24 protein-coding genes and 1 pseudogene are annotated in these 26,064 nt (G+C 72.4%); 15 read left to right on the forward strand and 10 right to left on the reverse strand.

The genetic code is table 11. The annotated features are described in order from the left end of the window. Window positions 1-74: 74 nt before the first annotated feature. Window positions 75-1,595 (reverse strand): peptide ligase PGM1-related protein, encoded by a 1,521-nt coding sequence (locus ACWD35_RS13420; protein ID WP_451351332.1) that lies wholly within the window; start codon window positions 1,593-1,595, stop codon window positions 75-77. A 375-nt stretch (window positions 1,596-1,970) separates the two neighbouring features. Here ACWD35_RS13420 and ACWD35_RS13425 point away from each other — a divergent pair, with 375 nt between their 5' ends. The 8 genes from ACWD35_RS13425 to ACWD35_RS13460 all read left to right on the forward strand — a co-directional run bounded on the left by ACWD35_RS13425 (window position 1,971) and on the right by ACWD35_RS13460 (window position 10,601). Continuing rightward, window positions 1,971-2,864, forward strand: a complete 894-nt coding sequence (locus ACWD35_RS13425) for an acetaldehyde dehydrogenase (acetylating) (RefSeq protein ID WP_451351333.1) — start codon at window positions 1,971-1,973, stop codon at window positions 2,862-2,864. Continuing rightward, window positions 2,861-3,931 carry a 4-hydroxy-2-oxovalerate aldolase gene (gene dmpG / locus ACWD35_RS13430; RefSeq protein WP_451351334.1) on the forward strand — a complete coding sequence of 357 codons (1,071 nt, stop codon included), beginning with the start codon at window positions 2,861-2,863 and terminating at the stop codon, window positions 3,929-3,931. Before ACWD35_RS13425 ends, dmpG begins: the two co-directional genes overlap by 4 nt. After that, entirely contained in the window at window positions 3,924-4,166 is a 243-nt protein-coding gene (locus tag ACWD35_RS13435; protein ID WP_451351335.1) for an acyl carrier protein, read from the forward strand. Before dmpG ends, ACWD35_RS13435 begins: the two co-directional genes overlap by 8 nt. 109 nt (window positions 4,167-4,275) lie before the next feature. Then, entirely contained in the window at window positions 4,276-5,175 is a 900-nt protein-coding gene (locus tag ACWD35_RS13440; RefSeq protein ID WP_451351429.1) for an LnmK family bifunctional acyltransferase/decarboxylase, read from the forward strand. A gap of 19 nt (window positions 5,176-5,194) precedes the next feature. Then, the gene (locus ACWD35_RS13445; RefSeq protein ID WP_451351336.1) at window positions 5,195-5,557 is read left to right on the forward strand and encodes a nuclear transport factor 2 family protein; all 363 of its coding nucleotides are present in this window, start codon (window positions 5,195-5,197) and stop codon (window positions 5,555-5,557) included. A gap of 136 nt (window positions 5,558-5,693) precedes the next feature. After that, complete coding sequence (locus tag ACWD35_RS13450; protein WP_451351337.1) at window positions 5,694-8,648, forward strand: beta-galactosidase; 2,955 nt, start codon at window positions 5,694-5,696, stop codon at window positions 8,646-8,648. Between the two features lie 127 nt (window positions 8,649-8,775). Continuing rightward, on the forward strand, window positions 8,776-9,375 hold the full coding sequence (locus ACWD35_RS13455) for a toxin-antitoxin system, toxin component family protein (RefSeq protein ID WP_451351338.1): 600 nt from the start codon (window positions 8,776-8,778) through the stop codon (window positions 9,373-9,375). Continuing rightward, complete coding sequence (locus tag ACWD35_RS13460; protein ID WP_451351339.1) at window positions 9,372-10,601, forward strand: MAB_1171c family putative transporter; 1,230 nt, start codon at window positions 9,372-9,374, stop codon at window positions 10,599-10,601. Before ACWD35_RS13455 ends, ACWD35_RS13460 begins: the two co-directional genes overlap by 4 nt. A 119-nt stretch (window positions 10,602-10,720) precedes the next feature. Here the strand turns inward: ACWD35_RS13460 and ACWD35_RS13465 are convergent, their stop codons facing one another. After that, window positions 10,721-11,494: an IclR family transcriptional regulator gene (locus ACWD35_RS13465; protein ID WP_451351340.1), complete on the reverse strand. Its 774-nt coding sequence runs from the start codon at window positions 11,492-11,494 to the stop codon at window positions 10,721-10,723. 140 nt (window positions 11,495-11,634) lie between these two features. Between ACWD35_RS13465 and ACWD35_RS13470 the strand changes: the two genes are divergently transcribed. Then, entirely contained in the window at window positions 11,635-12,192 is a 558-nt protein-coding gene (locus ACWD35_RS13470) for a hypothetical protein (protein ID WP_451351341.1), read from the forward strand. Here the strand turns inward: ACWD35_RS13470 and ACWD35_RS13475 are convergent. Then, window positions 12,189-13,019 (reverse strand): oxidoreductase, encoded by an 831-nt coding sequence (locus ACWD35_RS13475; RefSeq protein WP_451351342.1) that lies wholly within the window; start codon window positions 13,017-13,019, stop codon window positions 12,189-12,191. The genes ACWD35_RS13470 and ACWD35_RS13475 overlap by 4 nt on opposite strands. Window positions 13,020-13,139: 120 nt before the next feature. On the opposite strand from ACWD35_RS13475, the gene ACWD35_RS13480 reads away from it, so the two are divergent. Continuing rightward, the gene (locus ACWD35_RS13480) at window positions 13,140-14,042 is read left to right on the forward strand and encodes a LysR family transcriptional regulator (RefSeq protein WP_451351343.1); all 903 of its coding nucleotides are present in this window, start codon (window positions 13,140-13,142) and stop codon (window positions 14,040-14,042) included. Here the strand turns inward: ACWD35_RS13480 and ACWD35_RS13485 are convergent. Then, complete coding sequence (locus tag ACWD35_RS13485) at window positions 14,032-14,913, reverse strand: ATP-grasp domain-containing protein (protein ID WP_451351344.1); 882 nt, start codon at window positions 14,911-14,913, stop codon at window positions 14,032-14,034. The genes ACWD35_RS13480 and ACWD35_RS13485 overlap by 11 nt on opposite strands. Window positions 14,914-15,050: 137 nt before the next feature. Between ACWD35_RS13485 and ACWD35_RS13490 the strand changes: the two are divergent. From ACWD35_RS13490 to ACWD35_RS13510, 5 genes and pseudogenes are all read left to right on the forward strand, one after another. Beyond that, window positions 15,051-15,578, forward strand: a pseudogene (locus ACWD35_RS13490) (MerR family transcriptional regulator). A gap of 59 nt (window positions 15,579-15,637) precedes the next feature. Next, complete coding sequence (locus ACWD35_RS13495) at window positions 15,638-17,086, forward strand: acyl-CoA synthetase (protein WP_451351345.1); 1,449 nt, start codon at window positions 15,638-15,640, stop codon at window positions 17,084-17,086. Then, window positions 17,079-18,431 (forward strand): carboxyl transferase domain-containing protein, encoded by a 1,353-nt coding sequence (locus ACWD35_RS13500; RefSeq protein WP_451351346.1) that lies wholly within the window; start codon window positions 17,079-17,081, stop codon window positions 18,429-18,431. Before ACWD35_RS13495 ends, ACWD35_RS13500 begins: the two co-directional genes overlap by 8 nt. Before the next feature lie 89 nt (window positions 18,432-18,520). Next, a complete protein-coding gene (locus ACWD35_RS13505) occupies window positions 18,521-18,952 on the forward strand; it encodes a CU044_2847 family protein (protein ID WP_451351347.1) in 432 nt (143 codons plus the stop codon). Between the two features lie 140 nt (window positions 18,953-19,092). Then, window positions 19,093-20,130, forward strand: a complete 1,038-nt coding sequence (locus ACWD35_RS13510) for a rod shape-determining protein (RefSeq protein WP_451351348.1) — start codon at window positions 19,093-19,095, stop codon at window positions 20,128-20,130. 255 nt (window positions 20,131-20,385) lie between these two features. Here the strand turns inward: ACWD35_RS13510 and ACWD35_RS13515 are convergent, their stop codons facing one another. From ACWD35_RS13515 to ACWD35_RS13540, 6 genes are all read right to left on the reverse strand, one after another. Continuing rightward, window positions 20,386-21,627 carry a cytochrome P450 family protein gene (locus ACWD35_RS13515; RefSeq protein WP_451351349.1) on the reverse strand — a complete coding sequence of 414 codons (1,242 nt, stop codon included), beginning with the start codon at window positions 21,625-21,627 and terminating at the stop codon, window positions 20,386-20,388. Between the two features lie 157 nt (window positions 21,628-21,784). Next, window positions 21,785-23,002 carry a cytochrome P450 gene (locus ACWD35_RS13520; RefSeq protein ID WP_451351350.1) on the reverse strand — a complete coding sequence of 406 codons (1,218 nt, stop codon included), beginning with the start codon at window positions 23,000-23,002 and terminating at the stop codon, window positions 21,785-21,787. Beyond that, window positions 22,999-23,637 carry a GTP-binding protein gene (locus tag ACWD35_RS13525; protein WP_451351351.1) on the reverse strand — a complete coding sequence of 213 codons (639 nt, stop codon included), beginning with the start codon at window positions 23,635-23,637 and terminating at the stop codon, window positions 22,999-23,001. The genes ACWD35_RS13520 and ACWD35_RS13525 overlap by 4 nt, the downstream gene beginning before the upstream one ends. Continuing rightward, window positions 23,615-23,965, reverse strand: coding sequence for a DUF742 domain-containing protein (locus ACWD35_RS13530; protein ID WP_451351352.1), 351 nt, complete (start codon window positions 23,963-23,965; stop codon window positions 23,615-23,617). Before ACWD35_RS13530 ends, ACWD35_RS13525 begins: the two co-directional genes overlap by 23 nt. Continuing rightward, window positions 23,962-24,384, reverse strand: coding sequence for a roadblock/LC7 domain-containing protein (locus ACWD35_RS13535; protein ID WP_451351353.1), 423 nt, complete (start codon window positions 24,382-24,384; stop codon window positions 23,962-23,964). Before ACWD35_RS13535 ends, ACWD35_RS13530 begins: the two co-directional genes overlap by 4 nt. A 2-nt stretch (window positions 24,385-24,386) precedes the next feature. Beyond that, window positions 24,387-25,790: an ATP-binding protein gene (locus ACWD35_RS13540; protein ID WP_451351354.1), complete on the reverse strand. Its 1,404-nt coding sequence runs from the start codon at window positions 25,788-25,790 to the stop codon at window positions 24,387-24,389. Window positions 25,791-26,064: the final 274 nt, after the last annotated feature.

Raw genomic sequence — 26,064 nt, forward strand, 5'->3', positions numbered from 1 at the left:
GGCACAGCAGCCGTTCCACGCGTGGCACCGTCCGTCACACTCCGAACCCGAATGGCTGCCGCGCGACCCACCGCTCAGCGCAACGCCGGATCCACCAGGCCGTCCACCAGTTCCCGCAGCCCTCGCAGCAGCGCCGTGGCCTCGGCCCGGTCCGCCCCGATGCACACGGCGCCGAACTTCCCGTGGTACGTGGCGGCGCTCAGCGTGTGCAGCACCACGCCCGTCGCGCGCTCGGGGTCGTAACCGAGGGGGGACTCGGTGACCGCGCGGATCAGGCGGGCCGGCCGCAGCCCCGCGTAGCGCGGGTCGATGATGGAGTCCGAGCACTCGTAGACGCGCTCGGAGCCCTCGGGCCCGCCGACAAGCAGCCGGCCGTCGGGCGTGGCGCGCGTACCCAGCACCGCGAAGGCGATGCCGAAGGCATGTCTGGTCCCCGTGGACCGCAGATTGATCTCGCAGCCCAGGAGTTGCCAGCCGTCGGCGGTGCGCCGGGCCAGGAAGTCCACCCCGTAGTCGCCGCCGTCCACCCCTCGCTCCCGCAACGCCCGGCCGATGCGCAGCCCGTAGTCGATGAGCGTCTGCCGGTACTCGGCGCTCGCCGGGAACCGGCAGCCGGTGTAGCTCTGGTCGTGGCCGCCGAGCACCTGGTCATGGGTGGAGACCGCCTCCACCGTGCCGGCGTCGGTGATCCTGCCCTGGAAGCTGGGGCTGCACAGGGTGTCGTCCCTGATCCACTCCTCCACTACGGCACCGGTCTTCTCGACCATCCGGACGTAGTCGTCCCAGGTGATCGTGGGGTCCACGAGGGTGGCCCGGGGCAGGACGGTGAGAACGCGTTCGGTCAGCGCCTCGTCGCCGCTCGTCCCATGGGCCCCGTTCTTCTCTGGCGGCAGTCCCAGGTCGTCGAGGTCCAGCAGCGCGTTGCCGAGGCCGGCTCCGTTGGCGGCGTCGTCCAGCTTGATCATCACAGCGCGGTGCCCCGACCGCGCCAACCGCGCCACCTCCACGGCGATGTCGGCCAGGGTGTGGCGCAGCTCGTCGGAGCCCACGGGGACCGGGATGCCCGCCTCGGCGAAGAGGCGGCGGCCGGACTGCTTGGTGCCCAGCGGGATGCAGGACGAGTGCGGCTGGTTGCCCGGCACCCCCAGCTCCCGGGCGAAGCGCTCCAGCGGCGCGGACGGTTCGAAGTAGTTCAGCCGGACGTCGCCGCCGTCGCGCCGATGGCCGTCCAGGAACTCCCGGATGGCCTCGCGGACCTCGGCGGCCTGCGGGTTGTCCGGATCGAGGACCTTCTCGCTCAGCCAGCGGGGACTGAGGTCGTCCACGCCCACCAGGCGAACCCGGGCGCGTGCGTCGCCGTGGCCGGGGCCCAGCAGCCCGAGGTAGTAGTCGACCTGCTCGTCGGCGTCCAGCACCGGCGGCGCGGTGACGTACAGGAGAGTGCCGTCGCCCCGGCACACCGTGTCGATGATCGCCCAGCCGAGCAGCCGTTCCGGGAAGAAGGACGCGCCGGTGAAGCGCCCCAGGATCTGCGGATCGCACTCCCGGCTCTGGATGTGGACCTGGGCCGGGCCGCGGCGAAGCTGGGTTTCCACGGTTACCTCCTCAAGCGCGTTTCGACCGTAGCCGCTGCCGCCCGGCCCGGCCACCGACACGCTTGGAAGGGCGAGGCCAGCGACGGCGTGCTACGTTGTGGAAGCAATGCGTGAGCGCCCCTGTGCGCCTCATGACTGGCCTACCGGCAAGTGCGGTCCCTGATGACCGCCGGAGCGGGCGGTGCGGGCTCGGACCCGCCTCACATGAGCCCGCCGTATCGGGCCGGACGGTGAGACCTTCAATCCCCCTTCTCTCCCCTCTCCCCCCTTTTCTCTCCCTTCTCCCCCTCCCCCCTTGCCCCTTTTTCGCAGGCCGTGCGAGGCGTGCGAAGCCCTTTGCCTGCCCTGACTTGCCCAGGGAAGGACGGTACAGACATGGAACGGAACGGACGGCTGTCCGCCGCGGTGCTCGGTGCGGGCCTCATCGGGGTCGACCTGATGACGAAGGTCATGCGGTCGGACGTCCTCGACCTCCGGCTCGTCGTCGGACGCGACGGCGACACCCCGGGCCTGCGGCAGGCGGACCGACTCGGCCTGCCGACGGCCACGGACGGCATCCGGTCCCTGACCGACGCCGATGACGTGTTCGACGTGGCGTTCGACGCGACCAACGCGCTGTCGCACGCCGAGCACGCCGAACGGCTGGCGCCGCTCGGCACCATGCTCATCGACCTGACGCCCAGCAAGGTCGGCCGGATGGTGGTGCCGACGGTCAACGGGCCGGACGCCCTCGCCCACCGCGACGTGAACATGGTCAGCTGCGGCGGCCAGGCGTCGATACCGATCCTGCACGCCATCACCCGGCAGCGCCGTGTCGCGTACATCGAGGTGGTCACCACGGCCGCCAGCCTGAGCGTCGGCCCCTCCACGCGGCTGAACCTCGACGAGTACATAGGGACCACCCAGGACGCCGTCCGGGCCCTCACCGGGGTCGACCGGGTCAAGGCGATCCTCAACCTGAGCCCCGCGAAGCCCCCGGCGACGTTCCGGGTCGCCATGTCCCTGCTCGGCGAGGACCTCACCGAGGCGTCCGTGCGCCCGCTGGTCGAGGAGGCCGCCCGCGGCATCCGGGACTTCGCCGGCGGTTACGAGGTCACGGCCTGCACGGCCGACGGGGAGAAGGCCTTCGTCGCCGTCGAGGTCACCGCCTGCGGCGAGCGCATTCCGGAGTACGCCGGAAACATCGACATCATCAACGCCGCCGCGCTCCACGTCGCGGAGCAGTACGCGGCCGACCACCTTGCGACCGCCGGGGCGGTGACGTCATGAGTCAGCACACAGGCACGCGCGGCACCACCGCACAGCACGTCCAGATCCACGACCCGACTCTGCGCGACGGTCACCACGCCGTCCGCCACCAGCTCAGCCGTGAGCAGCTCCGCGCGTACGCGGCGGCGGCCGACGCCGCGGCCATCCCCGTGGTCGAGGTGGGGCACGGCAACGGCCTGGGCGCCTCCTCCCTCCAGGTGGGACAGGCCCGGTGCAGCGACGACGACATGCTGTCCGTGGTCAGGGAGGCCCTGCAGCACAGCAGGATGGGCGTGTTCATGCTGCCCGGCTGGGGCACCGTGGAGGACCTCAGGAAGGCCATCGCCCACCAGGTCGACCGTGTGCGCATCGGCACCCACTGCACCGAGGGGAACCTCGCCGAGCGGCACCTCGGGTTCCTGCGCGAGGCGGGCGTGGACGCGCACGCCGTCCTGCTGATGAGCCACATGGCGAGTGCCGAGCGGCTGGCCGAGGAGTGCGCCCTCCTCGTCGGCTACGGCGCGACCGGCGTGGGCATCCTCGACTCCTCGGGCCACTACCTGCCGGCCGACGTCACCGAGCGCATCGGCGCCATCCGTGCGGCCGTCTCGGTGCCCGTGCTGTTCCACGGCCACAACAACCTGGGCATGGCCGTGGCGAACTCGGTCGCCGCGGTCGAGGCCGGGGCCGACATCGTGGACGCCTGTGCCCGCGGCTTCGGCGCCGGGGCGGGCAACACCCAACTGGAGGTCGTGGTACCGGTCCTGGAACGGCTGGGCTACTCGACCGGCATCGATCTGTACCGGCTCCTCGACGCGGCGGACATCGCCGAACAGGAGCTGATGGACTCCCCGCCGACCATCGACTCCGTCGGCATCGTCAGCGGCCTGTCCGGGGTGTTCTCCGGGTTCAAGACCCGGGTGCTCGACATCGCGCAGCGCGAAGGGGTCGATCCGCGCGACGTCTTCTTCGAACTGGGCCGGCTCCAGGCGGTGGCCGGCCAGGAGGACCTCATCGTGGACGTGGCGCTCAACCTGCGCGACGCGAAGCACCAGGAGACGGACGAAAGGACGGCGAGCCATGTTTGAGGTTCTGCGCGGCATCCTGGTCGACGAGCTCCAGATGAGAGCGGACGACATCGTGCCGACGGCCACCCGGACCGAGGTGGGGCTGGACTCCGTCGCCCTGGTGGAGCTGGCGGAGCTGCTGAGGACCAGGCTCGGCGTCGAGATCCAGGACTACGAACTGGCGGAAGCCCCCACCCTCGCGGATCTCGCCCGGCTCGTGGCGGAGCGCCGCCGGGCTCCGGCGACAGGCCACTGACGGAGGCGAAGCCATGCTGTCGAGCAGCACGATCGTAAGCGAGCGGACGAGCGGGCAGACAAGCGAACGGACAAGCGAACGGACGGGGCGGACAGCGGACCACGCGTCCCTGTCGCGCCGGGTGACCGTGTCCCCGGGAATGTGCAGCGGCGGATCGCTGATCTTCGGGCGCATCGGGGACTGGACCTGGGAGGCCGTGGCCGCGGCGTCCGGGACGAACGTGCACGCGGCCCGCACCGCCGAAGGGCAGCCCGTCTACCTGTCCTTCTACTACTACCGGGTGCGCGGCGGACGCACCGTCCACCCGCACGGCCTCGCCTTCGGCGACGAACTCCAGGTGGACTCCCGGGTCTTCCAGTTCGGCAGCCAGTCCGCGCTCACCCTCCATCGGCTCGCTCCCACCGAACTCGGTCTGGCCGACGGCCCGTTGCAGCCGAGCGAGGTGTACGACGAGCCGCACCCGGACTGTCTGTACGTCGAGAACGTCAACCGCTGGGTGGCCCGCAGCCGCCCCGGCAGCAACCAGGGCCTCGCCGAGGTGGCACCCCCGGACTTCGCCTACGCCGACCTGCCGCGGCTGCCCAGTGACTACTCGCCCCGCACCTTCGTGGGCCGCGCCCGTGAGGCCGGCAGTTTCCACTCCGAGGACCCACGGGGACTCGTGCCGGCCGGCCCGGTCCACACCTTCGAGTACGCGCTCGACGTCACCCGGGACCTCAACGGTGCGGGCCTGGTGTACTTCGCGGCGTACTTCTCCATCTTCGACACGGCCCTGCTGAGCCTGTGGCGCTCGCTCGGGCGCAGCGACCAGGGGTTCCTTCGGCGCAGGGTGGTCGACCAGAAGCTCGGCTACTTCGGCAACGCGGACCCCGGTGCCGTGTTCACCATCTCCGTGCGCAGGTGGCACAGCGAAGCCGACCCGCGCACCGAGATCGCCGACATGGCGATGCGCGACGCGGCCACCGGCCGCCTGCTCGCCGTCACGAGCATCGAACTCGAACTCACCTGAGCAGCCGAGGAGGAAGGCCATGGAGAGGGAAGCACGCATACGCCACTGCCACGAGCTGTACGAGCTGGTGGACGCGGGCGACGTGTCCGGGCTCGTCGCGCTCTTCGACCCGGAGGCGGTCTACCGGCGGCCCGGCTACGACCCGCTCGTCGGCCGGAAGGCCCTGGAGCACTTCTACCGGGAGCAGCGGGTCATCAAGGACGGCCGTCACACCCTCGCCACCGTGCTGATGGAGAAGGACAGTGCGGCGGTACAGGGTTCGTTCGCCGGAACGCTGCACGACGGGAGCAAGGTGTCGCTGCGCTTCGCGGACTTCTTCACCTTCACCGCGAGCGGTGCCTTCCGCACCCGCGACTCCTTCTTCTTCACCCCCCTCGTCTGACGCCCGCCGACTACGGGTTCCCCCAGGCCGCGGATGACGTCCGCCACACCGAGATCCTCATGGGTCCATTGCGGGGCGTTCCGCCATGGAGAATGGCCGGACCCGCGCCCCGTAAGATCGCCCGGGAGGATCCACCTTGGCGCTCAGCAGACGTACCTTCAGTTCCCTCGCCGGCTCGGCCGCGCTCGGTCTCGCCCTGGGCGGCAGCAACGGCTCCGGGGCCACTTCGGCGTACGCGGCACACAGCGTGCCGACCGGTCCGGCGCCCGCCCCGCCGAGCGCCGACGGCGAGCGGCACACCATCGGCTACGACCGCTACTCCCTGCTGGTCGACGGCAAGCGGCTGGTGGTGTGGTCCGGCGAGCTGCATCCCTTCCGGCTGCCCAGCCCCTCCCTGTGGCGGGACGTCCTGCAGAAGATGCGCGCGCACGGCTACAACGCCGTCAGCATCTACGTGGCCTGGAACTACCACTCCCCCGCGCCTGGCCGGTACGACTTCACGGGCGTCCGCGACCTGGACCTGTTCCTGCGCATGGCCGCCGAGACCGGGCTGTACGTCATCCTGCGGCCCGGCCCGTACATCAACGCCGAGGTCGACGGCGGCGGCTTCCCCGGCTGGCTGACGGCGACGAAGGGCTCGGCACGCACCGCCGACCCGACCTATCTGTCGTACGCCGACGAGTGGCTCACGCAGGTGAACCGGATCGTTCGCAGGCACCTGTACACGCGGGGCACCGGCACGGTCCTGCTGTACCAGACCGAGAACGAGTACGACGCCCACGTCACCGAGGCGACCGGCCGCGAGTACATGTCCCACCTGTACCGCAAGGTGCGGGCGGACGGCATCGACGTACCCCTCTTCCACAACGACAAGGGCAGGAACGGGTACTGGACCCCCGGGTCCTTCGACACCGGCAGGGACCAGGGCAGTTGGCTGTACGGGTTCGACGGGTATCCCTCGCCCACCCAAGTGCCGCCGGACTGGGGACACTTCGGGACCGGAGGGGCCACCGGCGGGGCCACGGCCTCGCCGCGCACACCCGGGTTCGTGCCGGAGTTCGGGGGCGGCTGGTTCGACCCGTGGGGCGGGGCCTGGTTCGACGGCAAGGGGTACGCCGAGTCACGGCGCACCCGGGACGCGGCCTACGAGCGCCGCTTCTATCTGACCAACCTCGCCAACGGCATCACCCTGCACAACGTCTACATGACCTTCGGCGGGACGTCCTGGGGCTGGCTGCCCGCGCCGGTCGTCTACACCTCGTACGACTACGGCGCCGCGATCGACGAGGCACGGAACGTCACCGAGAAGATCGCGCCGATGCACCAGCTCGGCCATCTGCTGCAGCGCGTCCCCGACTTCGCCAAGCTGGACCGGGCGGCGGACGTGAAGGCCGACGGGCTGAAGGTCTACCACCTGACCAACCCGGACACCGGCGCCCATGTGTACGTCGCCCGCAACGACGGCGCCGAGCCCGTCACCGCCGGGCTGCCGACCGAGGCCGGCGACCTGCGGGTCACCGTGCCCGCCAAGGACGCCAAGCTGCTCACCACCGGGCTGGCCCTCGGCGACCGGAAGCTGAAGTGGTCCACCGCGCAGCCCATGCTGTGCCTGACCGCCGGACGGCAGAACATCGCGGTGTTCACCGGCCGCCGGGACGAGATGGTCCAACTGGTGCTGGACTGCCCCACCGAACCGAACGTCATGCGGCTGGACCCGGAGGCCGCCTGGGTCTACGACCGCGGGGAACTGCACATCAGCGTGCCCCTCGGGCAGGGCGGCCTGACCCGGGTGCTGGTGCAGCAGGGCGACAGCGACACCCCCCTGCTGCTGCTCTTCGCCGACGACGCGACGGCCGCGCTGATGTTCCCGTACGACACCCCGTCCGGCACCCTGCTGGTGTACGGCCCGGCACTGCTGCGCCATGTCGAACTGCGCGGCCCGGAGGTCCACTTGACGGGTGACATCACCGTCGAGACGACCGTGGAGGTGTGGGGGCCGCGCGGCATCGGGAGCGTGGTGTGGAACGGGCGGACCCTGCCCACCCGGGTCACCGGCTCCAGCAGCCTGATGACCACCGGCATGGTGCCCGCCGTGCCCGAGGTGCGGCTGCCCGCGCTGGACGGCTGGCGGATGCGCACGGAGAACCCGGAGGCGGGCCCGGGCTTCGACGACTCGGGCTGGAAGCGCGCCGACAAGACCTCGTCCTTCAGTACCACGCCCGTCCCCGACGGGCAGCCGGTGCTGTTCGCCGACGACTACGGCTTCCACTACGGGGACGTCTGGTACCGGGGCACCTTCGACGACTCCTCCGGCATCGAGGAGGTCTCGCTCGCCTACAGCAGCGGCACCCAGGGCCTGTTGATGGCCTGGCTGGACGGGGAGCCGCTGGGCACGCACCGGTTGCCCGTGCCGGACAAGAACACCACGATCCGCAAGGGCAGTTGGACCGACACGGCGGTTTTCCCGGTGCGCGGGGCGCTCCGCTCCCCCGGCCGGCACGTGCTGTCGGTGCTGGTGCGGCGGATGCAGCACGACCAGGACGGCAAGGCGCTCGACACCCACAAGGTGGCCCGCGGGCTGACCGCCGCCACCTTCAAGGGGGCCTCGCCCGACGTGAGGTGGCGGATCCAGGGCGAGGCGGCCCCGGACCCGGTGCGCGGCCCGCTGAACAACGGCGGCCTGTACGGGGAACGGGAGGGCTGGTACCTGCCCGGCTTCAAGGACCACGGCTGGGAGGCGGTGACCTTCCCGCGGGCCGAGCGCCGGCAGGGCGTGACCTGGTACCGCACGACGTTCCGGCTGTCGGTCCCGGCCGACATCGACGCGTCCGTGGGCCTGACCCTGGAGGACGATCCCTACCGCGCCTACCGGGCGCAGATCTTCCTCAACGGCTGGAACCTGGGCCAGTACATCAACAACGTGGGCCCGCAGCACACCTTCGTCCTGCCGAACGGCATCCTGCGCACCCGGGGTACCAACACCCTTGCGCTGGCGGTCCTTTCGGAGTTCACCACGCTATCGGGTCCCGGGTCGGCACGTCTGACCCTGCTCGGCAGCGCGAGCGGCGGGGTGCCGGTCAAGCCCGTCTGACCGCGTTCCAGGACAGTTCGGCGTCGCGGTTCCCTGTTGAACAAGCGCTCGCCGGATCGCATGACGCGGGCACATCACGGCGCGTAGGCTCGGACGAGCCGCACCTCGGCGGCGCGAAGGGGGACCGATGGGCTTCGGGGGAGCGCGCGAGCGGGCGGTACGGCTGACCGCGCGGATGCTGTGCCCCCAGCGCCGGGCCATGCGCGCGCTGGCCGCCGACCTCGCCGCCGCGATCCGCGCCCGTCCCGACGCGCCGGACGGTGTACGGGAGTTGTGCCGGGCGCTGTGCGAGGAGATGAGCGCGGTGCGGGCGGGTCGGCCGGTGGAGCTGCGGTTCGAGAGCTTCCCGGACGAGATCGAGGTCACCGGGCTGTGGGTCGAGTTCGCCGACTTCGACCTGGTCATCGTGGAGGAGCGGGCGGAGGCCGTGCAGCAACTGGTCATCCTCGGGCACGAGTTGTGGCATCTGCACGCCCGGCACCAGCACCAGCACCTGGCCGGGGAGACCGCGGCCCGCGCCCTCGCCGACGCGCCCGGCTGGCGGGACATGGCGCTGACGGTGGCCGCCCGCGACGGCTCCCGCGAGAGCGACGAGGCCGAGGCCGACGACTTCGGCCACCGCCTGGCCACGCTGTTCCGATCGCACCTCGCCGGCGCCGCCGGCACCCCTCTGAACCCCATCCAGCGCTCCCTCGGCTACCGAGGCCGGCGGGGAGCCGTACGGTGACCCAGCTGGCACTCGACGTCCCGAAGCTCCTCAACCACTGCTACATCTCCTTCTGGATCCCCACGACGGTCCTCACCACCGCCCTGCTGATCAAGCTGCCCACGATCATCCGGCTGTGGCGGGACCCGCTGCTGCGCGCCGTCGGCGGTCTGCTGGTGCTCGCCTGCGCGGTCTTCGTGTTCTGCACGCCGTCCACGATCGCCGCGGTCAACCGGCTGACCGGGGTGCCCAACATCTCCGCGCCCTGGTGCTATTCGCTCGTCACCGCGATGTCCGGCTCCTGCCTGTGGCTGATCATCGCCTGGCGCAACGGCCTGACCGACGGCTCGGCGGCCACGCGGCGGGCGATGCGCCGGGTCGTCATGGCGTACGCCGGGGTGATCGCCGCCCTGTGGCTGCTGTTCCTGCTCGCCGACGTGCCCGTGGAGCGGTTGCGGGACCTGGACACCTACTACGCCACCACGCCGGGCATGCGCGAGGAGATCCTGCTCTACCTCGTCGCGCACACCCTGGCCTGCGTGACCAGCTCCCGTCTCGTCTGGAACTGGGTACGCACCGAGGGCCTGGACGCCTGGCTGCGGTGGGGGCTGAAGCTACTGGGTGCCGGGTTCGTGCTGAACCTGATCTTCGACGCGGCCAAGCTGACCGCCGTCTTCGCGCGCTGGTGCGGGCGGGACCTGGACTGGCTGAGCACGGATCTCGCGCCGCCGGTCGCCGCGCTGTGCGCCATCCTGGTCGCGGTCGGCTTCATCCTGCCGCACATGGGCCAGTACCTGCACGACCGCTGGCGGGTCCGCCTCGCGTACTGCGAACTGCGGCCCCTGTACCGGCTGGTGCGGACCGTGAGCGGAGAGGGCGTGCCCTTCGTGCTGCGCTCCACTCCCGAACTCCGGCTGACCCGGCGCGAGACGTACATCCGTGACGTGCTGCTGCAAATGGCCCGGCACATCGACGCCGACCTCGGCCTCCGCTCGTACGAGGCCGCGCTCGGGCTCGGGTATCCGCGGAAGCGGGCGCGGGAGCTGTCCACCGCGGTGACCGTCGTGGACGCCATCCGGACGAGGGCCCTGGACCCGGACGCGCCCGAGCCGGCGGCCGGGACCGACACGCGGAGCCTGCTCCAGGCGATCGGAGCGATCTCCCGGGCTCTGCGCAGCCCTGAGGACATGGAGAGGATCCGCGCTCACATGGCGACCCTGCCGGAGCCGGTGGCGGTACCCGAGTAACTACGGCTGGGGCTATGCCCTGTCGGCGGAGTACATCAGGCGGCCGTCCGGGCCCGCCCAGAGGGAGCCGTCGGGGGCCACGGCGGCGTCGTTGCCGCGGCGGCCCGGCGCGTACGCCGTCACCCCGCGCTCCGGTGGCCCAGCCGCTCCGACAGCTCGGCCGCGCCCTTGGCCGCGAGCTGCTCCAGCTCGCCCCGACGTTCGTCGCTCCAGCGGATCATGGGCACCGAGATGGACAGCGCGGCGACCACCTGGCCGCTGCGGTCGCGCACCGGGGCGGCCACGCAGGACACGTCCGGGTTGGACTCGCGGCTCTCCACCGCGATGCCCCGCTGCCGGATCTCCGCCAGGGCCTCGCGCAGCGCGGCCGGATCGGTGATGCTGTTCGGGGTCATCGCGGTCAGCTCGGCGCCGTCCGGGATCCGCGCGGCCAGCTCCTGCTCCGGCAGCGCGGCCAGCAGCATCTTGCCGACCGAGGTGCAGTGGGCGGGCAGCCGGCGTCCGGCGGCGGACACCATGCGCACCGCGTGCGTGGAGTCGACCTTGGCGATGTAGATGACGTCGGTGCCCTCCAGGATGGCCACGTGCACCGTCTCGTCGCAGGTCTCGGCGACCGAGCCGGCCACCTGCCGGCCCTCGGCGGCGAGGTCGAGCTGCTCGGCGTAGCGGCTGCCGAGCTGGTACGGGCGTACGCCGAGCCGGTAGCGTCCGGGCTGTCCGGGCACCTGCACGATGTACGAGCGTGCGGCGAGCGTGGTGACCAGCTCGTGCACGGTGGTGCGCGGCAGCTGCAGCTTGCGCACGATGTCGGGGGCGGAGAGCGTCCCGTCCCCATCGAGGAACAGCTCCAGAATGTCGAGAGCCCGGGTCACGGCAGGTACGAGGCGTCCCACGTCCGGCCCCCTCCCTGTGGTCTAAGCGTCTGTGTTCGAAATTTCAACAGACGATCGACATGACGAACACAGGCTAATCAGCCAGAGTTGTGCGGGCAATGGGCAGGAGCGGGGACGGCGCTCACGGGACCATGGGTCTCATGCAACTCGACTTCCAGCTGGTGCTGCTGCGCCGCATGGCCGACCACAATCCCGGCCTGGTCGAGGACGCGCGCCGGAGGCTGGGCGCGTCCATCGCCGACATGCGGGAGGCCAACAAGCGTTGGCAGGCGATGGTCCGCTCCCCCAGGTCCCGGTCCGTCGCCGCCCGGTACCGCTCCGTCCTCGGCGAGCCGGAGTCCGTCGTCCCGCGCCGCCTCGGCGACGTCGACTGCGAGGCCCGGCGCTGGGCCCTGCCCCTCTGGCCCGACCTGCGCTTCGAGGTGCTCTTCTCCCCCGACGGCGCGGTCTGGAACGAGTGGCTGGTACGCGCCCCCGGCGCCCCGGCACCCCGGCTGGAGACCCTGGACGACCTGACCCCCTGGTCCTGCACGATCGACGAGGCCGCCCGCGCCTTCGCCCCCGCCCGCCCGCTGGAGGGCACCGCCCCCACCCGGTGGGGGCTGGCGTTCACCGCCCCCGACCGGGAGGGCGTACGGCACGAGGTGGCCGCGGAGTTCACATGGGGACTGCTCCAGCGGACGGCCGTCAAGGCCTAGGCGTCGAAGGACGTCGCCCGGCTCTGCTTCTCCCACGCGGTGACGTCCTCGCGGACCTGGTCGAGGTGGGTCAGGACCGCGCTCACCCCGTCGTCGCCGAGCGGCAGCCGCAGCGGGGTGTGCTCCGCCTCCAGCGCGGCCAGGATGACAGCCGCCGCCTTGGCCGGGTCGCCGGGCTGGGTGCCGTCGCCGCCGGCCACGAAGCCGCGCGTCTGGCCGACCTTCGCGTACACCCCGCTGTCCGCGCTGACCCCGGCTCGGGCGGGGTCCATCAGCGAGGTCCGGAACCCGCCCGGCTCCACGATCAGCACCTTGATGCCGTGCTCCGCGACCTCGTCCGCGAGCGCCTCGGACAGGCCTTCCAGCGCGAACTTGGTCCCGCTGTAGGCCCCGAAGCCCGCGAAGGACATCTGCCCGCCCATGCTGCTCATCTGCACGATCGCGCCCGAGCGTCGCTCCCGCATGTGCGGCAGCACCGCCCGCACCAGCGCCGCCGGACCGAAGAAGTGCAGCTCGAACAGGTCGCGCAGCTCCTGGTCGCTGGTCTCCTCGACGGCGCCGACGTGCGTGCGGCCCGCGTTGTTGACCAGTACGTCGATCCGCCCGTGCCGGGCCACGACGTCCCGCACGGCCGTGTCGATCCCGGCCAGGTCGGTGACGTCCAGTTGCAGTGCCTCCACCTGGTCGGGGTGCGCGGCCACCAGCTCGTCCAGCGCCTCGGGGCGCCGGGCCGCGCCGATCACCACGTCACCGGCGGCCACCGCGGCCTCCGTGATCGCCCGCCCGAAACCACTGCTCGCACCGGTCACCAGCCATACCTTGTTCACGACAACTCCCCGTAAGTTCCTGGCTTCTTGTCTGCATCTTCGTCTGCGACTTCCTGACATGAACCAGCCTGCTGCCGAATGCCGTTGCCCGTCCAAGACCTGCGGTGATAACCAACAGCTATGACCACCGACGTCCATGCCCGGGACCTGCGCTACTTCGTCGCAGTAGCGGAGGAGCTGCACTTCACGCGCGCCGCCGAGCGGCTGTACGTGTCACAGCCCGCGCTGAGCAAGCAGATCCGGGCGCTGGAGCGGCAGTTGGGGGCGGAGCTGTTCCGCAGGGACCGGCACGAGGTGGCGCTCACGGCCGCGGGCGAGGCGCTGCTGCCGCACGCCCGGCAGGTGCTCGACGCATGGGAGGCCGGGGCGGCGGCGGTGGAGGCGGCCAAGGCGGCCCAGCGCAGCACGCTCATGGTGGGCATGAGCACCAGTCCGGGCCGGGGCGGGCTGCTGCCCGCGATCCGCTCCCGCTTCACCGCCGCACACCCGGAGACGACGGTCCGGCTGCGCCAGGTGAGCTGGGAGGATCCGACGGCCGGCCTGGCGGACGGCGGCGCGGACGTCGCCTTCGTCTGGCTGCCGCTGCCCGAGGAGGAGCGCTACGACTGGACGGTGGTCGTCGCGGAACCGCGTCTGGTGGCTCTCCCCGACACGCATCCGCTCGCCGCCCGCGCCGAGATCGACTTCGCCGACCTGCTCGACGAGCCGTTCCTCGCGCTGCCGAAGAGCGCGGGCCCGCTGCGCGACCACTGGCTCGCCCTGGACGCCCGCGCGGGCCGCCCGCCGCGCATCGGCGCGGAGATCGCCGGGGCGGAGGAGACGTACGAGGCGCTGGTCGCGGGCCTCGGGGTGTGCCTGGTGGCCGAGGGCAACGCCCCGCTGATCACCCTGGGCGGGGTCACCACCCGCCCGGTCCGGGGCCTCGGCCCCGGCCGGTACGCGCTGGCGTGGCGCCGCGAGGACGGAGGGCGCCCGCTGGTCCGGGCGTACGCGCAGGCGTGCCGGGAGACGGTCAGCCGTTGACGTCCTCGGCCGCCGCGAGAATCGCCTCGGTGACGCGGGACAGCGAGCCCGGATGCAGCCACAGAAACAGGTTCGGCTCCACCAGCTCCAGCTCCATCAGCCGGGGCTCGCCGTCCTCGCCGTCCACCAGGTCGACGCGTGCGTACAGCAGGCCGGGCGCGCCGGGTACGGCAGCCAACGCCTTCTCTGCGACGGCGAGTTCGGCGTCCGTGGGCTGCCAGGGCGCCAGGTCCGGGTGGGCCACCTTGTCGGCGTCGTACGGGGTGCCCGGCGCGAGGACGGCGCCCTTGCGGCTGGCGTGCAGCAGCCGCCCGCCGAAGAACTGCAGCGCCCGCTCCCCGCTGACGTCTATGCCGCGTACGTACGGCTGCACCATCGCGGTGAAACCCTCCGCGTGCATCCGCGCGAGCTGCCGTACGGCCGTGTCGTGCTCGGCGGGCGCGTAGCGGGCGGCGAACCGGGCGCCGGCCCCGGAGGTCGGCTTGACCACGTACTCGTGGTCGTCGGGCAGGTCGGCGGGCTCGCCCGGGGCTATGTACCGCGTGGGCACGGTGGGCACACCGGCCGCCGCCAGCTCCCCGAGGTACCGCTTGTCGGTGTTCCAGCGCACCACGGCAGGGGGGTTGGCCAGCCGGGTCACACCCCCGACCCGCTCCACCCAGCCCGCGAACTCCGCGGCCCGCCAGCTGTAGTCCCAGGTCGACCGGATGACGACGAGGTCGTAACCACCCCAGTCCACCGCCGGGTCGTCCCAGTACCGCACCTCGGCCTCGGCACCCGCATCCGTCAGCGCCCGCACCAGCACGGGCAGGTCGGCGTCCGCGTGCGGCTCGGTTCCGGGGTCGTAGGTGGCGAGGGCGATGCGGGGCACGGCGGGCTCCCTGTCGTACGGCGGTTCGATCACCGGCGAGGTTAACAACCGCCTCCGGAACCGGAGCAGGGCCGTTGACCTTCCCCTTCGGTGAAGCCCCAGCATCGGTGGCGGACGACGAGGAAGGCGAGGTGGGCGTGGAGCTGCTGACGATCGGGGCCTTCGCCAAGGCGAGCCGGCTGTCGCCGAAGGCACTGCGGCTCTACGACGAGCTGGAGCTGCTGCGGCCCACCCGGGTCGATCCGGACACGGGCTGCCGAGATCCGGGCGTACTGGGCGCGCGTCGAGGCGGAGACGGCCGTACGGCGGGATCTCGCCGCGTTCCTCGTGGAAGCGAGCAGCGCGGCCGTGGAGGCGCTGAGGTTCCTGGACGAGGGAGCGGAGCCGGGCGCCGGAGACGTGCTCAACCTGCTGGAGGACGCCGTGCGCTGTTCCGGATCACGCACGATCACAGTGTCGTGCAATCGCTGCTCGACGAGGGGCGGCTGAGCGCGGACGAGGCCGGGAGTCATCCGCAGCGGGCCCTGCTGCTCAAGGCCCTGACCGGTGGTACGGCGCCGGTTCCGGATCTGCGGTTGCACAATGCGGCCGGCGGCCCTGACAACGTGAGCTGTGTCATCGCCGACGTGGTTTCGCCCACACACCCACCCGCCTCCGTCGGATAGAGAATGGAACGGTGCTGTCGTCCCCGACCGCATACCCCGACAGGCAAGGAGTGCGCCCCGTGTCCTCCCTCTTTCCCGCTCTTACGGACAGGCCCGGTGACCGGGTCGCCCTGCGGTTCGGTGAGCGGTCGTTGACCTACGGCGGGTTCGCCGGGGCGGCGGGTGCCGTCGCCGCGCGGGTGCGGGGCGCGGGCCGGGTCGCCGTGTGGGCCACCCCGGAGCTGGAGACCGCCGTCGCCGTGACGGGCGTGCTGCTCGCCGGGGTGGCCGCGGTGCCGCTGAACCCGAAGTCGGGCGAGAAGGAGCTGGCGCACATCGTCGGCGACAGCGCTCCGGAGCTGATCCTCACCGCGCCCGGCACGGAACTCCCGTCCGTCCTGGGCGACTTGCCCCGGCTCGACGTGGACGCGTCCGCCACCGGTGCCGTTCCGGACGAGCACGCCTCCGACGGCGACCCCGCGCTGATCGTCTACACCTCCGGCACCACCGGCCCGCCCAAGGGTGCCGTCATCCCGCGCCGGGCCCTAGCCTCGACCCTGGACGCGCTCGCCGACGCCTGGCAGTGGACGGCGCAGGACGTGCTGGTGCACGGGCTGCCGCTGTTCCATGTGCACGGGCTCGTGCTGGGCATTCTCGGTCCGCTGCGGCGGGGAGGTTCCGTACGGCATCTGGGGCGGTTCGGCACCGAGGGTGTCGCGCGCGAGCTGAACGACGGCGCGACCATGCTGTTCGGGGTTCCGACCATGTACCACCGCATCGCCGAGGCCCTGCCCGGCGACCCGGAGCTGGCCAAGGCCCTGGCCGGGGCCCGGCTGCTGGTCTCCGGCTCGGCCGCGCTGCCCGTGCACGACCACGAGCGGATCGCGGCGGCGACCGGACGCCGGGTGATCGAGCGGTACGGCATGACCGAGACCCTGATGAACACCAGCGTGCGGGCCGACGGGGAGGCCCGCGCGGGAACCGTGGGTGTGCCGCTGCCCGGTGTCGAGCTGCGGCTCGTGGAGGAGGACGGGACCGGGATCACCGGGTACGACGGGGAGACCGTCGGCGAGATCCAGGTGCGCGGGCCGAACCTGTTCACCGAGTATCTGAACCGGCCCGACGCCACCGCCGCCGCGTTCACCGCCGACGGGTACTTCCGCACCGGAGACATGGCCGTGCGCGAGCCCGACGGGTACGTCCGGATCGTCGGGCGCAAGGCCACCGATCTCATCAAGAGCGGCGGTTACAAGATCGGGGCCGGTGAGATCGAGAACGCCCTGCTGGAGCATCCGGGGGTGCGGGAGGCCGCGGTCACCGGGGAGCCGGACGCCGACCTGGGCGAGCGGATCGTGGCCTGGATCGTGCCCGCCGATCCGCAGTCTCCGCCCTCCGACGACGAGTTGGCCGATCATGTCGCCCGGCGGCTCGCCCCGCACAAGCGTCCCCGCGTCGTCCGTCACCTCGACGCCCTCCCCCGCAACGACATGGGGAAGATCATGAAGCGGGCGCTGGTGGCCGATGCCTGAGCGGCTGTCCGCGCGGGAGTTCCTGGGCCTCGTCGCCGATCCCGGCTCCTTCGGCGAACTCCCGGTCGCGGAAAGGGTGTCGGCGCCCGACGGGCCGCTGGGCTGGCAGGGGTACGACGCCTCGCGCGCCCGTGCCACCCGACGCACCGGCGAGGAGGAGTCCGTCGTCTGCGGCACCGCACGCGTCGAGGGCACCCCGGCCGTGCTGATCGCGTTCGAGTTCGGCTTCCTCGGCGGCTCCCTGGGCGAGCGCACCGGCGACCGGCTGGAGGCGGCGTACACGCACGCCCGTGAACACCGGCTGCCCGTGGTGCCGTTGGTCGCCACGGGCGGCAGCAGGATGCAGGAGGGGATGCTCGCGCTGACCCAGCTCCAGTGTGTGGCCCGCCAGTCGGTGCTCACCCGGGAGGCGGGGCTGGCGCAGGTCGCGGTCCTGCGGGATCCCACGACGGGCGGCGGCTGGGCCACCCTGGGCGCGGGCGCGGACGTCGTCCTGGCCCTCCCCGGCGTCCAGGTGGGCTTCGCCGGCTCCCGCGTCCGGCCGCCGGACGCCGACCCGGCGGCGTACACGGCGGAGGCGCAGCTCGCGGCGGGCTCGGTGGACGCGGTCGTGCCGGCGGAGGACCTGAAGCGGACCCTGGGCCTGTGGCTGCGGCTGCTCACCACGCCCGCAAGCGAGGCACCCCCGCCTCTCGCGCTGGGCGACAGCGGGCTCCCCGCCACCGGCTGGGACGCCGTGCTGCGCGCCCGCTCCCCCGAACGACCGCGCGCCCACACCTATTTGGACACATACTTCACCGACCGCCTGGCCCTCTCCGGCGACCGCTGCGGCGGGACCGACACCGACGGGATGCTGTGCGGGTTCGGGCTGCGTGACGGCCGTACCGTGGCGTTCGCGGCGCAGACCGGGACGGCGACGTGTCCCGCCGGGTACCGCACCGCGGCCCGGCTGATCCGGCTCGCGGACCGGCTCGGGATCCCGGTGCTGACCCTGGTGGACACCCCGGGCGCGGCCAATGACGCGGAGGCCGAGCGGCAGGGGGCCGGGGCGGCGATCGCGGAGGTGTTCGCCGCGGTGGCCGGTGCCCGCACCCCCGTCACCACGCTCGTCATCGGCGAGGGCGGATCGGGCGGGGCGCTCGCGCTGGCCGCGCCCGGCAACACCTGGGCCACGCCGGACAGTTACTTCTCGGTGATCGCCCCCGAGCTGGCGGCGGTCATCCTCAAGCGCCCGCCGGAAGAGGTCGAGGCGACCGCGGGGCAGTTGCGCATCCGGCCGCAGGACCTGGTGGAGCTGGGGGTGGTGCGCGGGGTCGTCGACACCGTGCACCACCCCCGCTCCTGAGCGGTGTCCTGGCGTGATTCCGTCAATCGTGAGGAAAAAGCCCACAGTTGCAGCAGACGTGATCAAGTGCCGTCCGTGACAATGGAGTCATGAGCAGGCTGGTGGAGTTCGAGACCGAGGACGGCGCGTTCGTCGTCGTGGAGACGGCGGAGCCCGCGACCGGAACCCGGCTCGTCGCGCGCGGCGAGGGCGGCGAGGGCCCGGCCGCGCAGACCGCCCGCACCTTCGAGGGCGCCCTCGCCGGGGTGCGCTCCGCCGCCCAGTCCGCGCTGCGGGTCTTCCGGGACGGCACCCTGCGCCCGGACTCCGTGGAGCTGGAGTTCGGCGTGAAGCTGACCGCGGAGGCGGGCGCGATCATCGCCAAGGGCGCGGCGGAGGGGCAGCTGGTGGTCCGGCTCGGCTGGTCCGCGCAGCGGGCGGCGGAGCAGCAGCAGCGGACCGCGGAACAGCCGCCGACGGCAGGGCGGCAGCCGACGGTTCCGGAACCGGTCACGGCCCCGGAGTCCACCACCGAGGCGTGAGCCGCGCCGGAAACCGCCCGTTCAGCCGCACCCCGCCCGGCCCCCTCCAGAAGGCGCCCGCCCCTCGGCGCCGCGCAGGATGCCAGTGAGCCCGCCGAAAGGGCGGTCGCTCAAGGCCTGCGCACTCGGGAGGATCTGCCGTGACCGTCAGCCTGGAGCAGTTGCGCCGCTGCCACTTCGCCGTCGACCTGGGCGCGGCCCGTACCCGGGTGTATGTGAAGGGCGCCGGTCTCGTCGTCGACCAGCCCTCGGCCGCGGCGGTGAACACGCGCACCGGCGCGCTCATCGCGGTGGGCGAGTTCGCGGAGAGGATGACGGGGCGGACGCCGAGCTACATCCGGGTCGTACGGCCCGTGTCCGGCGGCACGGTGGTCGACATCGAGATGGCCCAGCGGATGCTGCGGCATCTGCTCGGCGACAAGATACGCCGAACGCTGCGCCGCAAGCCCCGGCTGCGCGCGGCGGCCTGCACCCCGCACGACGCCGATCCGCTGGCACAGCGGGCGACGATCGAGACGCTGGTGGGGCTGGGGGCACGCCGGGTGGAGCTGGTGGATACGCTGATCGCCGCCGCCGTGGGCTGCGGACTGCCCGTCGAGCTGCCCGAGGGCACCATGATCATGGTGTGCGGGGCGGCGGCCACGCAGGTCGCGGTGCTGTCCCTGGGGTCGATCGTCACCGCCGAGCGGATCCCGGTGGGCGGTGAGGCCGTCGACCACGCGATCGTGCAGCACCTGCGGCACGAGCACGAGCTGATGCTGCCGAGCCAGTCCGTACGGCCGCTGCAGCTCGCCCTGTCCGGGAACGGGCTCACCCCGCAGGGGCCCGCCTCGACCGAGATCCACGGGCGCGACGTGGCCACCGGGCTCGCCCGCAGCGTGCGGGTCGACACGGCCGCCGTGCGCGACGCCATCCAGACCCCGCTGACGGCCGTCCTCGACGGCATCGGCAAGGTGCTGCGCGTCTGCCCGCCCGACCTGGTGGCCGACCTCACGGACCGCGGGATCACGATGGTCGGCGGCTCCGCGCTGTTGCCCGGCTTCGACCAGATGCTCCGGCAGGCCACCGGGATGCCGGTGCACATCGCCGAGCGGCCCGACATCTGCGCCGCGCAGGGCATCGGCGCCATGCTGGAGGGCAAGATCGAACCCCTGGTGCTGGACCCGCTGGCCGCCTGAGACTACCGGACCCGGCACACTGGGAGACCGTGCCGGCAGGCGGGCCGCGCCCACGTGCGCGGCCCGCCTCTTTTGCTGCCCAGGCCCTGTCGTCAAATTCCCGCCTGCCCCGCGACGCCTGGCACGCACGCTCGCCGCGTTGCCGGAGCACCCACGTGACTCCGCCACGCGGACGCTCCGGCGCCTTGCGATCGCACGCACCAGACGCCGCGGGGCCCGCCCTACGGGCGGACGACGGGAGTTTGACGACAGGACCTAGTCCCTACCCGCGGCCACGGGGCCCAGGCGGACCGGGAGTTCCTGGTGGCCGTTGCTGATGAGGGACGGCACCGGGCGCAGTTCACCGGCCGGTACCGCGAGGGACAGGTCGGGGAAGCGGGCGAAGAGCTGGCGGAGGGCTTCCACGACCTCCAGGCGGGCCAGGGGGGCGCCGAGGCAGAAGTGCACCCCGTGGCCGAAGGCCAGGTGGTCCTTGACGGTGCGGGTGACGTCGAAGGTGTCGGCGTCGTCGCCGTGCCACTGCGGGTGGCGGTTGGCGGCGGCGTAGGAGGCGAGGATGGCCTCGCCCGCCGTGATGGTCTGCCCGTCGGGCAGCTCGATGTCGGTGACGGCGTAGCGCAGCGGCAGGTGCTTGACGGCGGGCTCGTGCCGCAGGGTCTCCTCCACGACGTCGTCCCAGCCGGCCTTGCCGGTGCGGACGAGGTCGAGCTGGCCGGGGAGGGTCAGCATGGCGACGACGGCCTGGTCGATGAGGTTGACCGTGGTCTCGTACCCGGCGCTGATCATCAGCAGGAGCGTGTCGCGGAGCTCCTGGGTGGTGAAGCCGGTGCCGTCCGACTCCTCGTCGCGGGCTGCGATGAGCAGGGAGGTCATGTCGTCACCGGGAGCGCTGCTCTTCGCGGCGATCAGCTCGTCGAGGATGCCGTACAGGCGGACGGTGTTGGCCTGCGACTCCTCCTGGGTGAGCGTGGTGTCGAAGACGTTGTCCACGACCTGCCGGAAGTCGGGCCGCTGGTCCTCCGGTACGCCCATCAGGTGGCCGATCACGGTGATGGGCAGCGGGAAGGCCAGCCGCTCGCGCAGGTCCACGACCTCCCCCTCGGGCAGCGCGGCGAGGCCGTCCATCAGCTCGGTGACCATGGCCTCGACGGCCGGGCGCAGCTCGGCGATGCGGCGGGCGCTGAAGGCGGGGGCGACCATGCGCCGCAGCTTGCGGTGGTCGGCGCCGTAGGCGGTGAACATGTTCTTCACCGCGATCCACAGGGCGAGCGGCCAGGTCGCGACCGTCTCCTCGAAGGCGGGCCAGTGCGCGCGAGCGTCCTTGGACACGCCGGGGCTGGTCAGCAGTTGCTTGAGCAGGGCGGGGTCGGTGACCGCCCAGGCCTGGACGCCGAGGACGTCCACACGCGTGGCGGGGCCCTGGGCGCGCAGGGTCTGGTGCTCCTGGTGCCGGGCGGACCCGGCGGGGTCGAGGACGAGCGGAGTGTGCTGGGACAAGGCCGGTTCTCCTTCGGACAGCTGCGGGGGGAAGCTACGGACGAGGGTTCGGACCGTTGCGGAAGGCCAAGGGCGACGGAGGGATGCGGACGACGCCGCGGAAACGGACGACGCCGCGGAGACGGACGACGTCGCGGAGACGGACGACCTCCGGCAGTCAGACGACCGCGGGGAAGCGCACGGGCAGGGCTTCCAGGGCGCGGTGGAACGGGCCGGGCCGCCACACCAGGTCGGACTCGGGACAGGCGAGGTCGAGCTCGGGAAGCGCGTCGAGCAGGCAGGCGACGGCCGTCTCGGCGATGAGGTACGCGTGGGTGCGGGCCGGGCAGGTGTGCGGGCCGATGCTCCAGGACAGGTGCGCACGGTTGCCGGCGAGCGCACCGGCGCCGAGGCCGCCGGTGATGGCCGGGTCGTTGTTGCAGGCGGCCATGGAGATGACGACGGGCTGGTGGGCGGGGAGCAGCACGCCCTCGACGTCGATCGGGTACGGCGGGTAGCTGATGCAGTAGTTGGCCAGCGGCGGGTCGGTGTACAGGACCGTGTCGAGGGCGTCCCGGACGGGCAGCCCGGCGTGCAGGCCGGCCGAGAACTGCTCGTCGGTGAGGACCTTGAGCACGGTGTTGCTGATCAGGTTGGTCAGCGGCTCGATGCCCGCGCCGTACAGCGTGACGAGCTGGTGGAGCATCTCCATGTCGTCCAGGCGGGCGCTGTGCGCGATCAGCCGGGAGGTGATGTCGTCCCCGGGGTACTGCCGCCGCAGCGCGACGAGTTCGGCCAGGGACTGGCCGAGGATCTGGTTGCCGAGGGCGGCCGTCTCCGCCTCGGACTCGAAGATCTTGGCCATGCCGTCGGCGATGCGCACGCCGATGTCGTCCGGGCAGCCGAGCAGCGCGCTCAGGACGTGGAAGGCGATGGGGAACGAGTACTGGGTGAGCAGGTCGGCCTGGCCGAGGCCACGGAAGCCGCCGATGGCGCCGGAGGCGACCTTCTCCACCAGGGCCCGCAGCTCGTGCTGGTCGACCCGCTGGATGGCCTCGGTGTTCGCCGCCCGGTAGCGGGTGTGCTCGGCGCCGGACGCGCGCAGCGCGTTGGGGCGCCACTCCATCATCGGCCGGACCGGGCAGGTCTCGGGTACGGCCTGCTCCCAGATCCGCGGGTCGGCGGGGAAGTGCAGCGGGTCGTTGAGGATGCGCCGGGCCTGGTGGAAGCCGATGACCAGGGTCGCCGGGATGCCGGGGGCGAGGTCCACGGGGACCAGCGGGCCGTGGACGCGGCGCATGCGCTCGTACGCGGCATGCGGGTCCTCGGCGAACTCGCTGTCGTAGAGCGCGACCCGCGCCGGTTGGCTCGCGGTGCCGGAGGCGAGGGTGGTCATGGGCGGGGCTCCACAAGAGAGGCGGGAACATGACGGGCGGTCAGGTACTCGACAAGGGTGATGAGCGCGTACACGCAGGAGGTGCGGTCACGCGCGTCGCACTCGGTCAGCGGCGTGTCCGGATCCAGCGCGAGCGCCTGCCGGAGCTCGTCCAGGGGGTAGCGGGGCGCGTCGGGGAAGACGTTGATGACGACGGCGTACGGCGTCTGCTGCTCCTCCAGCAAGGTCAGCACCTCGTGGCAGCCGTCGAGGTTCCGGGTGTCGGCCAGGACGACGGCGCCCAGCGCGCCTTCGGTCAGCCCTTCCCACAGGGGGCGGAAACGGGTCTGGCCCGGAGTGCCGAACAGGTAGAGCACCAGCCGGTCGCCCAGCAGATGGATGCGCCCGAAGTCCATCGCGACCGTCGTGGTCGTCTTGTGCGGGGTGCCGCGCAGATCGTCCACGCCGACGCTCGCCTCGGTGATCGGCTCCTCCATGCGCAGCGGTGTCACCTCGGAGACACTGCCGACGAAGGTGGTCTTGCCGACGCCGAACGCCCCGGCGACGACGATCTTCGCCGACCGGGCCACGGCGGGGGCCACGTAGTGGACGGCAGGCTGGTGGGACGACTGGTCAGACCAGTTCGCGTAGTCCACGCAGCACCTCCTGTAGCAGGTCGAGTCCGGGCCGGCCCTCGGCAGGGGCCGGGCTGGCCAGATGGCCGCTGTCCATCAGCTCGGAGACGAGGATCCGCACGGTGGACGGCGGCAGTTCCAGCGCGGCGGCGATGTCCGCCACGGCCAGGCCGCCCCGCCCGCCGGCGAACAGGCGCAGCACCCTGCGGGTGTCCGGCCCGAGCATGTCGGTCGGGCCGGACGCGGCGATGACCACCGTCTCCAGGCGCACATCCGGCCTGGACCGGTTCCGCCCGCCGGTGCGGACATAGGGCCTGATCAGGTCCGGGTCGTGCCGCGGACCGCTCACGTCGCTGTGCCGTCGTCCGAGACGTGACGCCGGTCCCCGACCTCCAGCTCGTGGCCGAGCCGCGTCGCCAGCCGCACCATGTGATGGGTGATCAGGCCGACATCGGCCTCCGGCCCCGTCGTGACCACCGAGACCATCGAGTTCCTCGCCGCCGCGGTGGTCAGCCCGATACGGCCCTGCGACTCGATGAGCAGCTGGCACATCCCCTTGCCGCCGACGTGCTCGTCCCACGCCTTACCGGCGGCGCGCAGCGAGGCGGTGACGGCGGCGAGTTTCTCCGCGTCCTCCTGGCCGATCGTCTGCGTGCGGGCCTGCAGGAGTCCGTCGCTGCTCATCAGCACGGCGTATTCGACGCCCTCGACGGAGCCGAGCTCCTGGTCGAGCAGCCATCCCAGGCTGTTGCTGTGCGTGTCACGCATGGTCAGTTTCCTTCGGTGGGTCCGGTGTTTTCCTCGGGCTGGCGTCCCCGGCGGGTGCCCTCCGCCCAGGCGGCGGCGACACTCGGCCGCCCCGGCACGACCGGCGCCTCGGGCGTCGCGGGGGCGGAGCTGCGCACGCTGGACGGGCGTTGACGGACGGTCAGTCCGCTCGCGGTGGTCGCGGTGGGCGCCGGCGTCGACGCAGGCGCAGGCTCCGGGGCGACGGAATCCTGTGCGGCCGGCGCGGCGGCCGGCTGGGACTCCTCGGCGGTCCGGGGCGCGATGACGGGCCGGGCCGCGGCGGGCTGGGGCGTGGCGGAGAAGACCAGGAGGTTCTTCGGCAGTACCAGCATGGCCCGCGTGCCCTGGTAGATGTTCGGCGCGGTCAACTCGACCCGGAAGCCGTAGTTCTCGGCGAGCAGTGAGGCGACCCGCAGTCCGGTCTGGGGATGCGCGCCGAGCTGCGTGATCTCGTCGCGCTGCTTGCCGGACATGATGTCCTTGGCCCACATCAGCCGCTCGTCGTCCATCCGCAGACCGGCGTCGTCGACGATCAGGAAGCAGGCGTGATGGCCTTCCTCCACCGAGACGTGCACCCGGGCGGCCGGCGGGGAGTAGCGCAGGGCGTTGTCCAGCACCAGGGCCAGGGTGTGCACGACGGCCTCGACCGCGCGGCTCTCCACGGAGATGGTGTCCGACTCGTGGTGCTCCACCCGCTGGTAGCCCTCGATGCGGCCCATCGCGGCACGGATCACATCGGTCAGGGAGGTCTTCGGCCAGCGCCTGGAGAGCTTGTCGCCGGCCAGCACCGCGTAGCCCTGGGCGGTCAGCAGCATCTGCTGCGCGATGTGGTCGATGTGCACCAGCGTCGCGTACGCCTCGTCGTCCTGGTGGGAGCGGACACCCTTGCTGATCTCCCGGCTCAGCCGGGAGGCCCGGGCCACCACGTTGGACGCGAAGCTGCGCACGGCCGCGCGCGTGGCCTGCTGCGACTCCCGGCGCGCCTTGGCGACCTCTTGTTCCGCGGCGGTCCGGATCTCGGCGATGCGCTGCTCGGCGGACGCGTGGGTGGCCTCCCGCACCCGCGTCACGGTGGCGACCGCCTGACCGGCGACGTCGCGGAGCCGCGCGGCGAGGGGCGTGTGCGCCAGCGCCACGGGCAGGGCGAGGTCGGCACCGCGCTGCTGGCCGGGCAGGGCGGCGGCGCCCGCCGCCGGCAGCACCTCGGCGGCCAGCTGCCCGAGGGCGTACTCCACGGCACGCAGCTCCTGGGTGAGCTGGTCCGTACGGCCCTGGAGCTGGTCGGCCCTGCCGCGCTCGCGCCGGTACGCCCGCTGGAAGCGCCACGTGGTCCCTCCGGCCGCCAGAGCGACCGCGGCGCTCACGGCCGGTATCAGATCGGTCATCAAGTCCTCTCCAGAGTGTCCGAGTCGCGCATCGGCCGGAGACGGTCGTCACCACCGGGCCAACCGTGCGGGGTGGTGCCACCGGTGCTGCACGTCCCGCCCGCCGCGGGGGCATTCCACTGGATGCGGGCATGACAGGCCAAAGCTGGATGGAGAGGCCCCGGGCCTGCGATGAGAGAGGTGCGACCGCAACGGCCCCGATACGACCGAGGCGGACGGGCCGGCCGGCTAAGACTGTGAGAGCGGCGGGCACTGTGTCCTCCGGGTACGCGGT

It is taken from the genome of Streptomyces sp. NPDC002671 (assembly GCF_053592475.1).

Bases quoted from the DNA above. Each gene is read 5' to 3' on its own strand.
- ACWD35_RS13425 (WP_451351333.1), top strand. From the start codon at position 1,971: ATGGAACGGAACGGACGGCTGTCCGCCGCGGTGCTCGGTGCGGGCCTC.
- dmpG (WP_451351334.1), top strand. From the start codon at position 2,861: ATGAGTCAGCACACAGGCACGCGCGGCACCACCGCACAGCACGTCCAG.
- ACWD35_RS13435 (WP_451351335.1), top strand. From the start codon at position 3,924: ATGTTTGAGGTTCTGCGCGGCATCCTGGTCGACGAGCTCCAGATGAGA.
- ACWD35_RS13445 (WP_451351336.1), top strand. From the start codon at position 5,195: ATGGAGAGGGAAGCACGCATACGCCACTGCCACGAGCTGTACGAGCTG.
- ACWD35_RS13455 (WP_451351338.1), top strand. From the start codon at position 8,776: ATGGGCTTCGGGGGAGCGCGCGAGCGGGCGGTACGGCTGACCGCGCGG.
- ACWD35_RS13470 (WP_451351341.1), top strand. From the start codon at position 11,635: ATGCAACTCGACTTCCAGCTGGTGCTGCTGCGCCGCATGGCCGACCAC.
- ACWD35_RS13480 (WP_451351343.1), top strand. From the start codon at position 13,140: ATGACCACCGACGTCCATGCCCGGGACCTGCGCTACTTCGTCGCAGTA.
- ACWD35_RS13500 (WP_451351346.1), top strand. From the start codon at position 17,079: ATGCCTGAGCGGCTGTCCGCGCGGGAGTTCCTGGGCCTCGTCGCCGAT.
- ACWD35_RS13505 (WP_451351347.1), top strand. From the start codon at position 18,521: ATGAGCAGGCTGGTGGAGTTCGAGACCGAGGACGGCGCGTTCGTCGTC.
- ACWD35_RS13520 (WP_451351350.1), bottom strand. From the start codon at position 23,002: ATGACCACCCTCGCCTCCGGCACCGCGAGCCAACCGGCGCGGGTCGCG.
- ACWD35_RS13535 (WP_451351353.1), bottom strand. From the start codon at position 24,384: ATGCGTGACACGCACAGCAACAGCCTGGGATGGCTGCTCGACCAGGAG.
- ACWD35_RS13540 (WP_451351354.1), bottom strand. From the start codon at position 25,790: ATGACCGATCTGATACCGGCCGTGAGCGCCGCGGTCGCTCTGGCGGCC.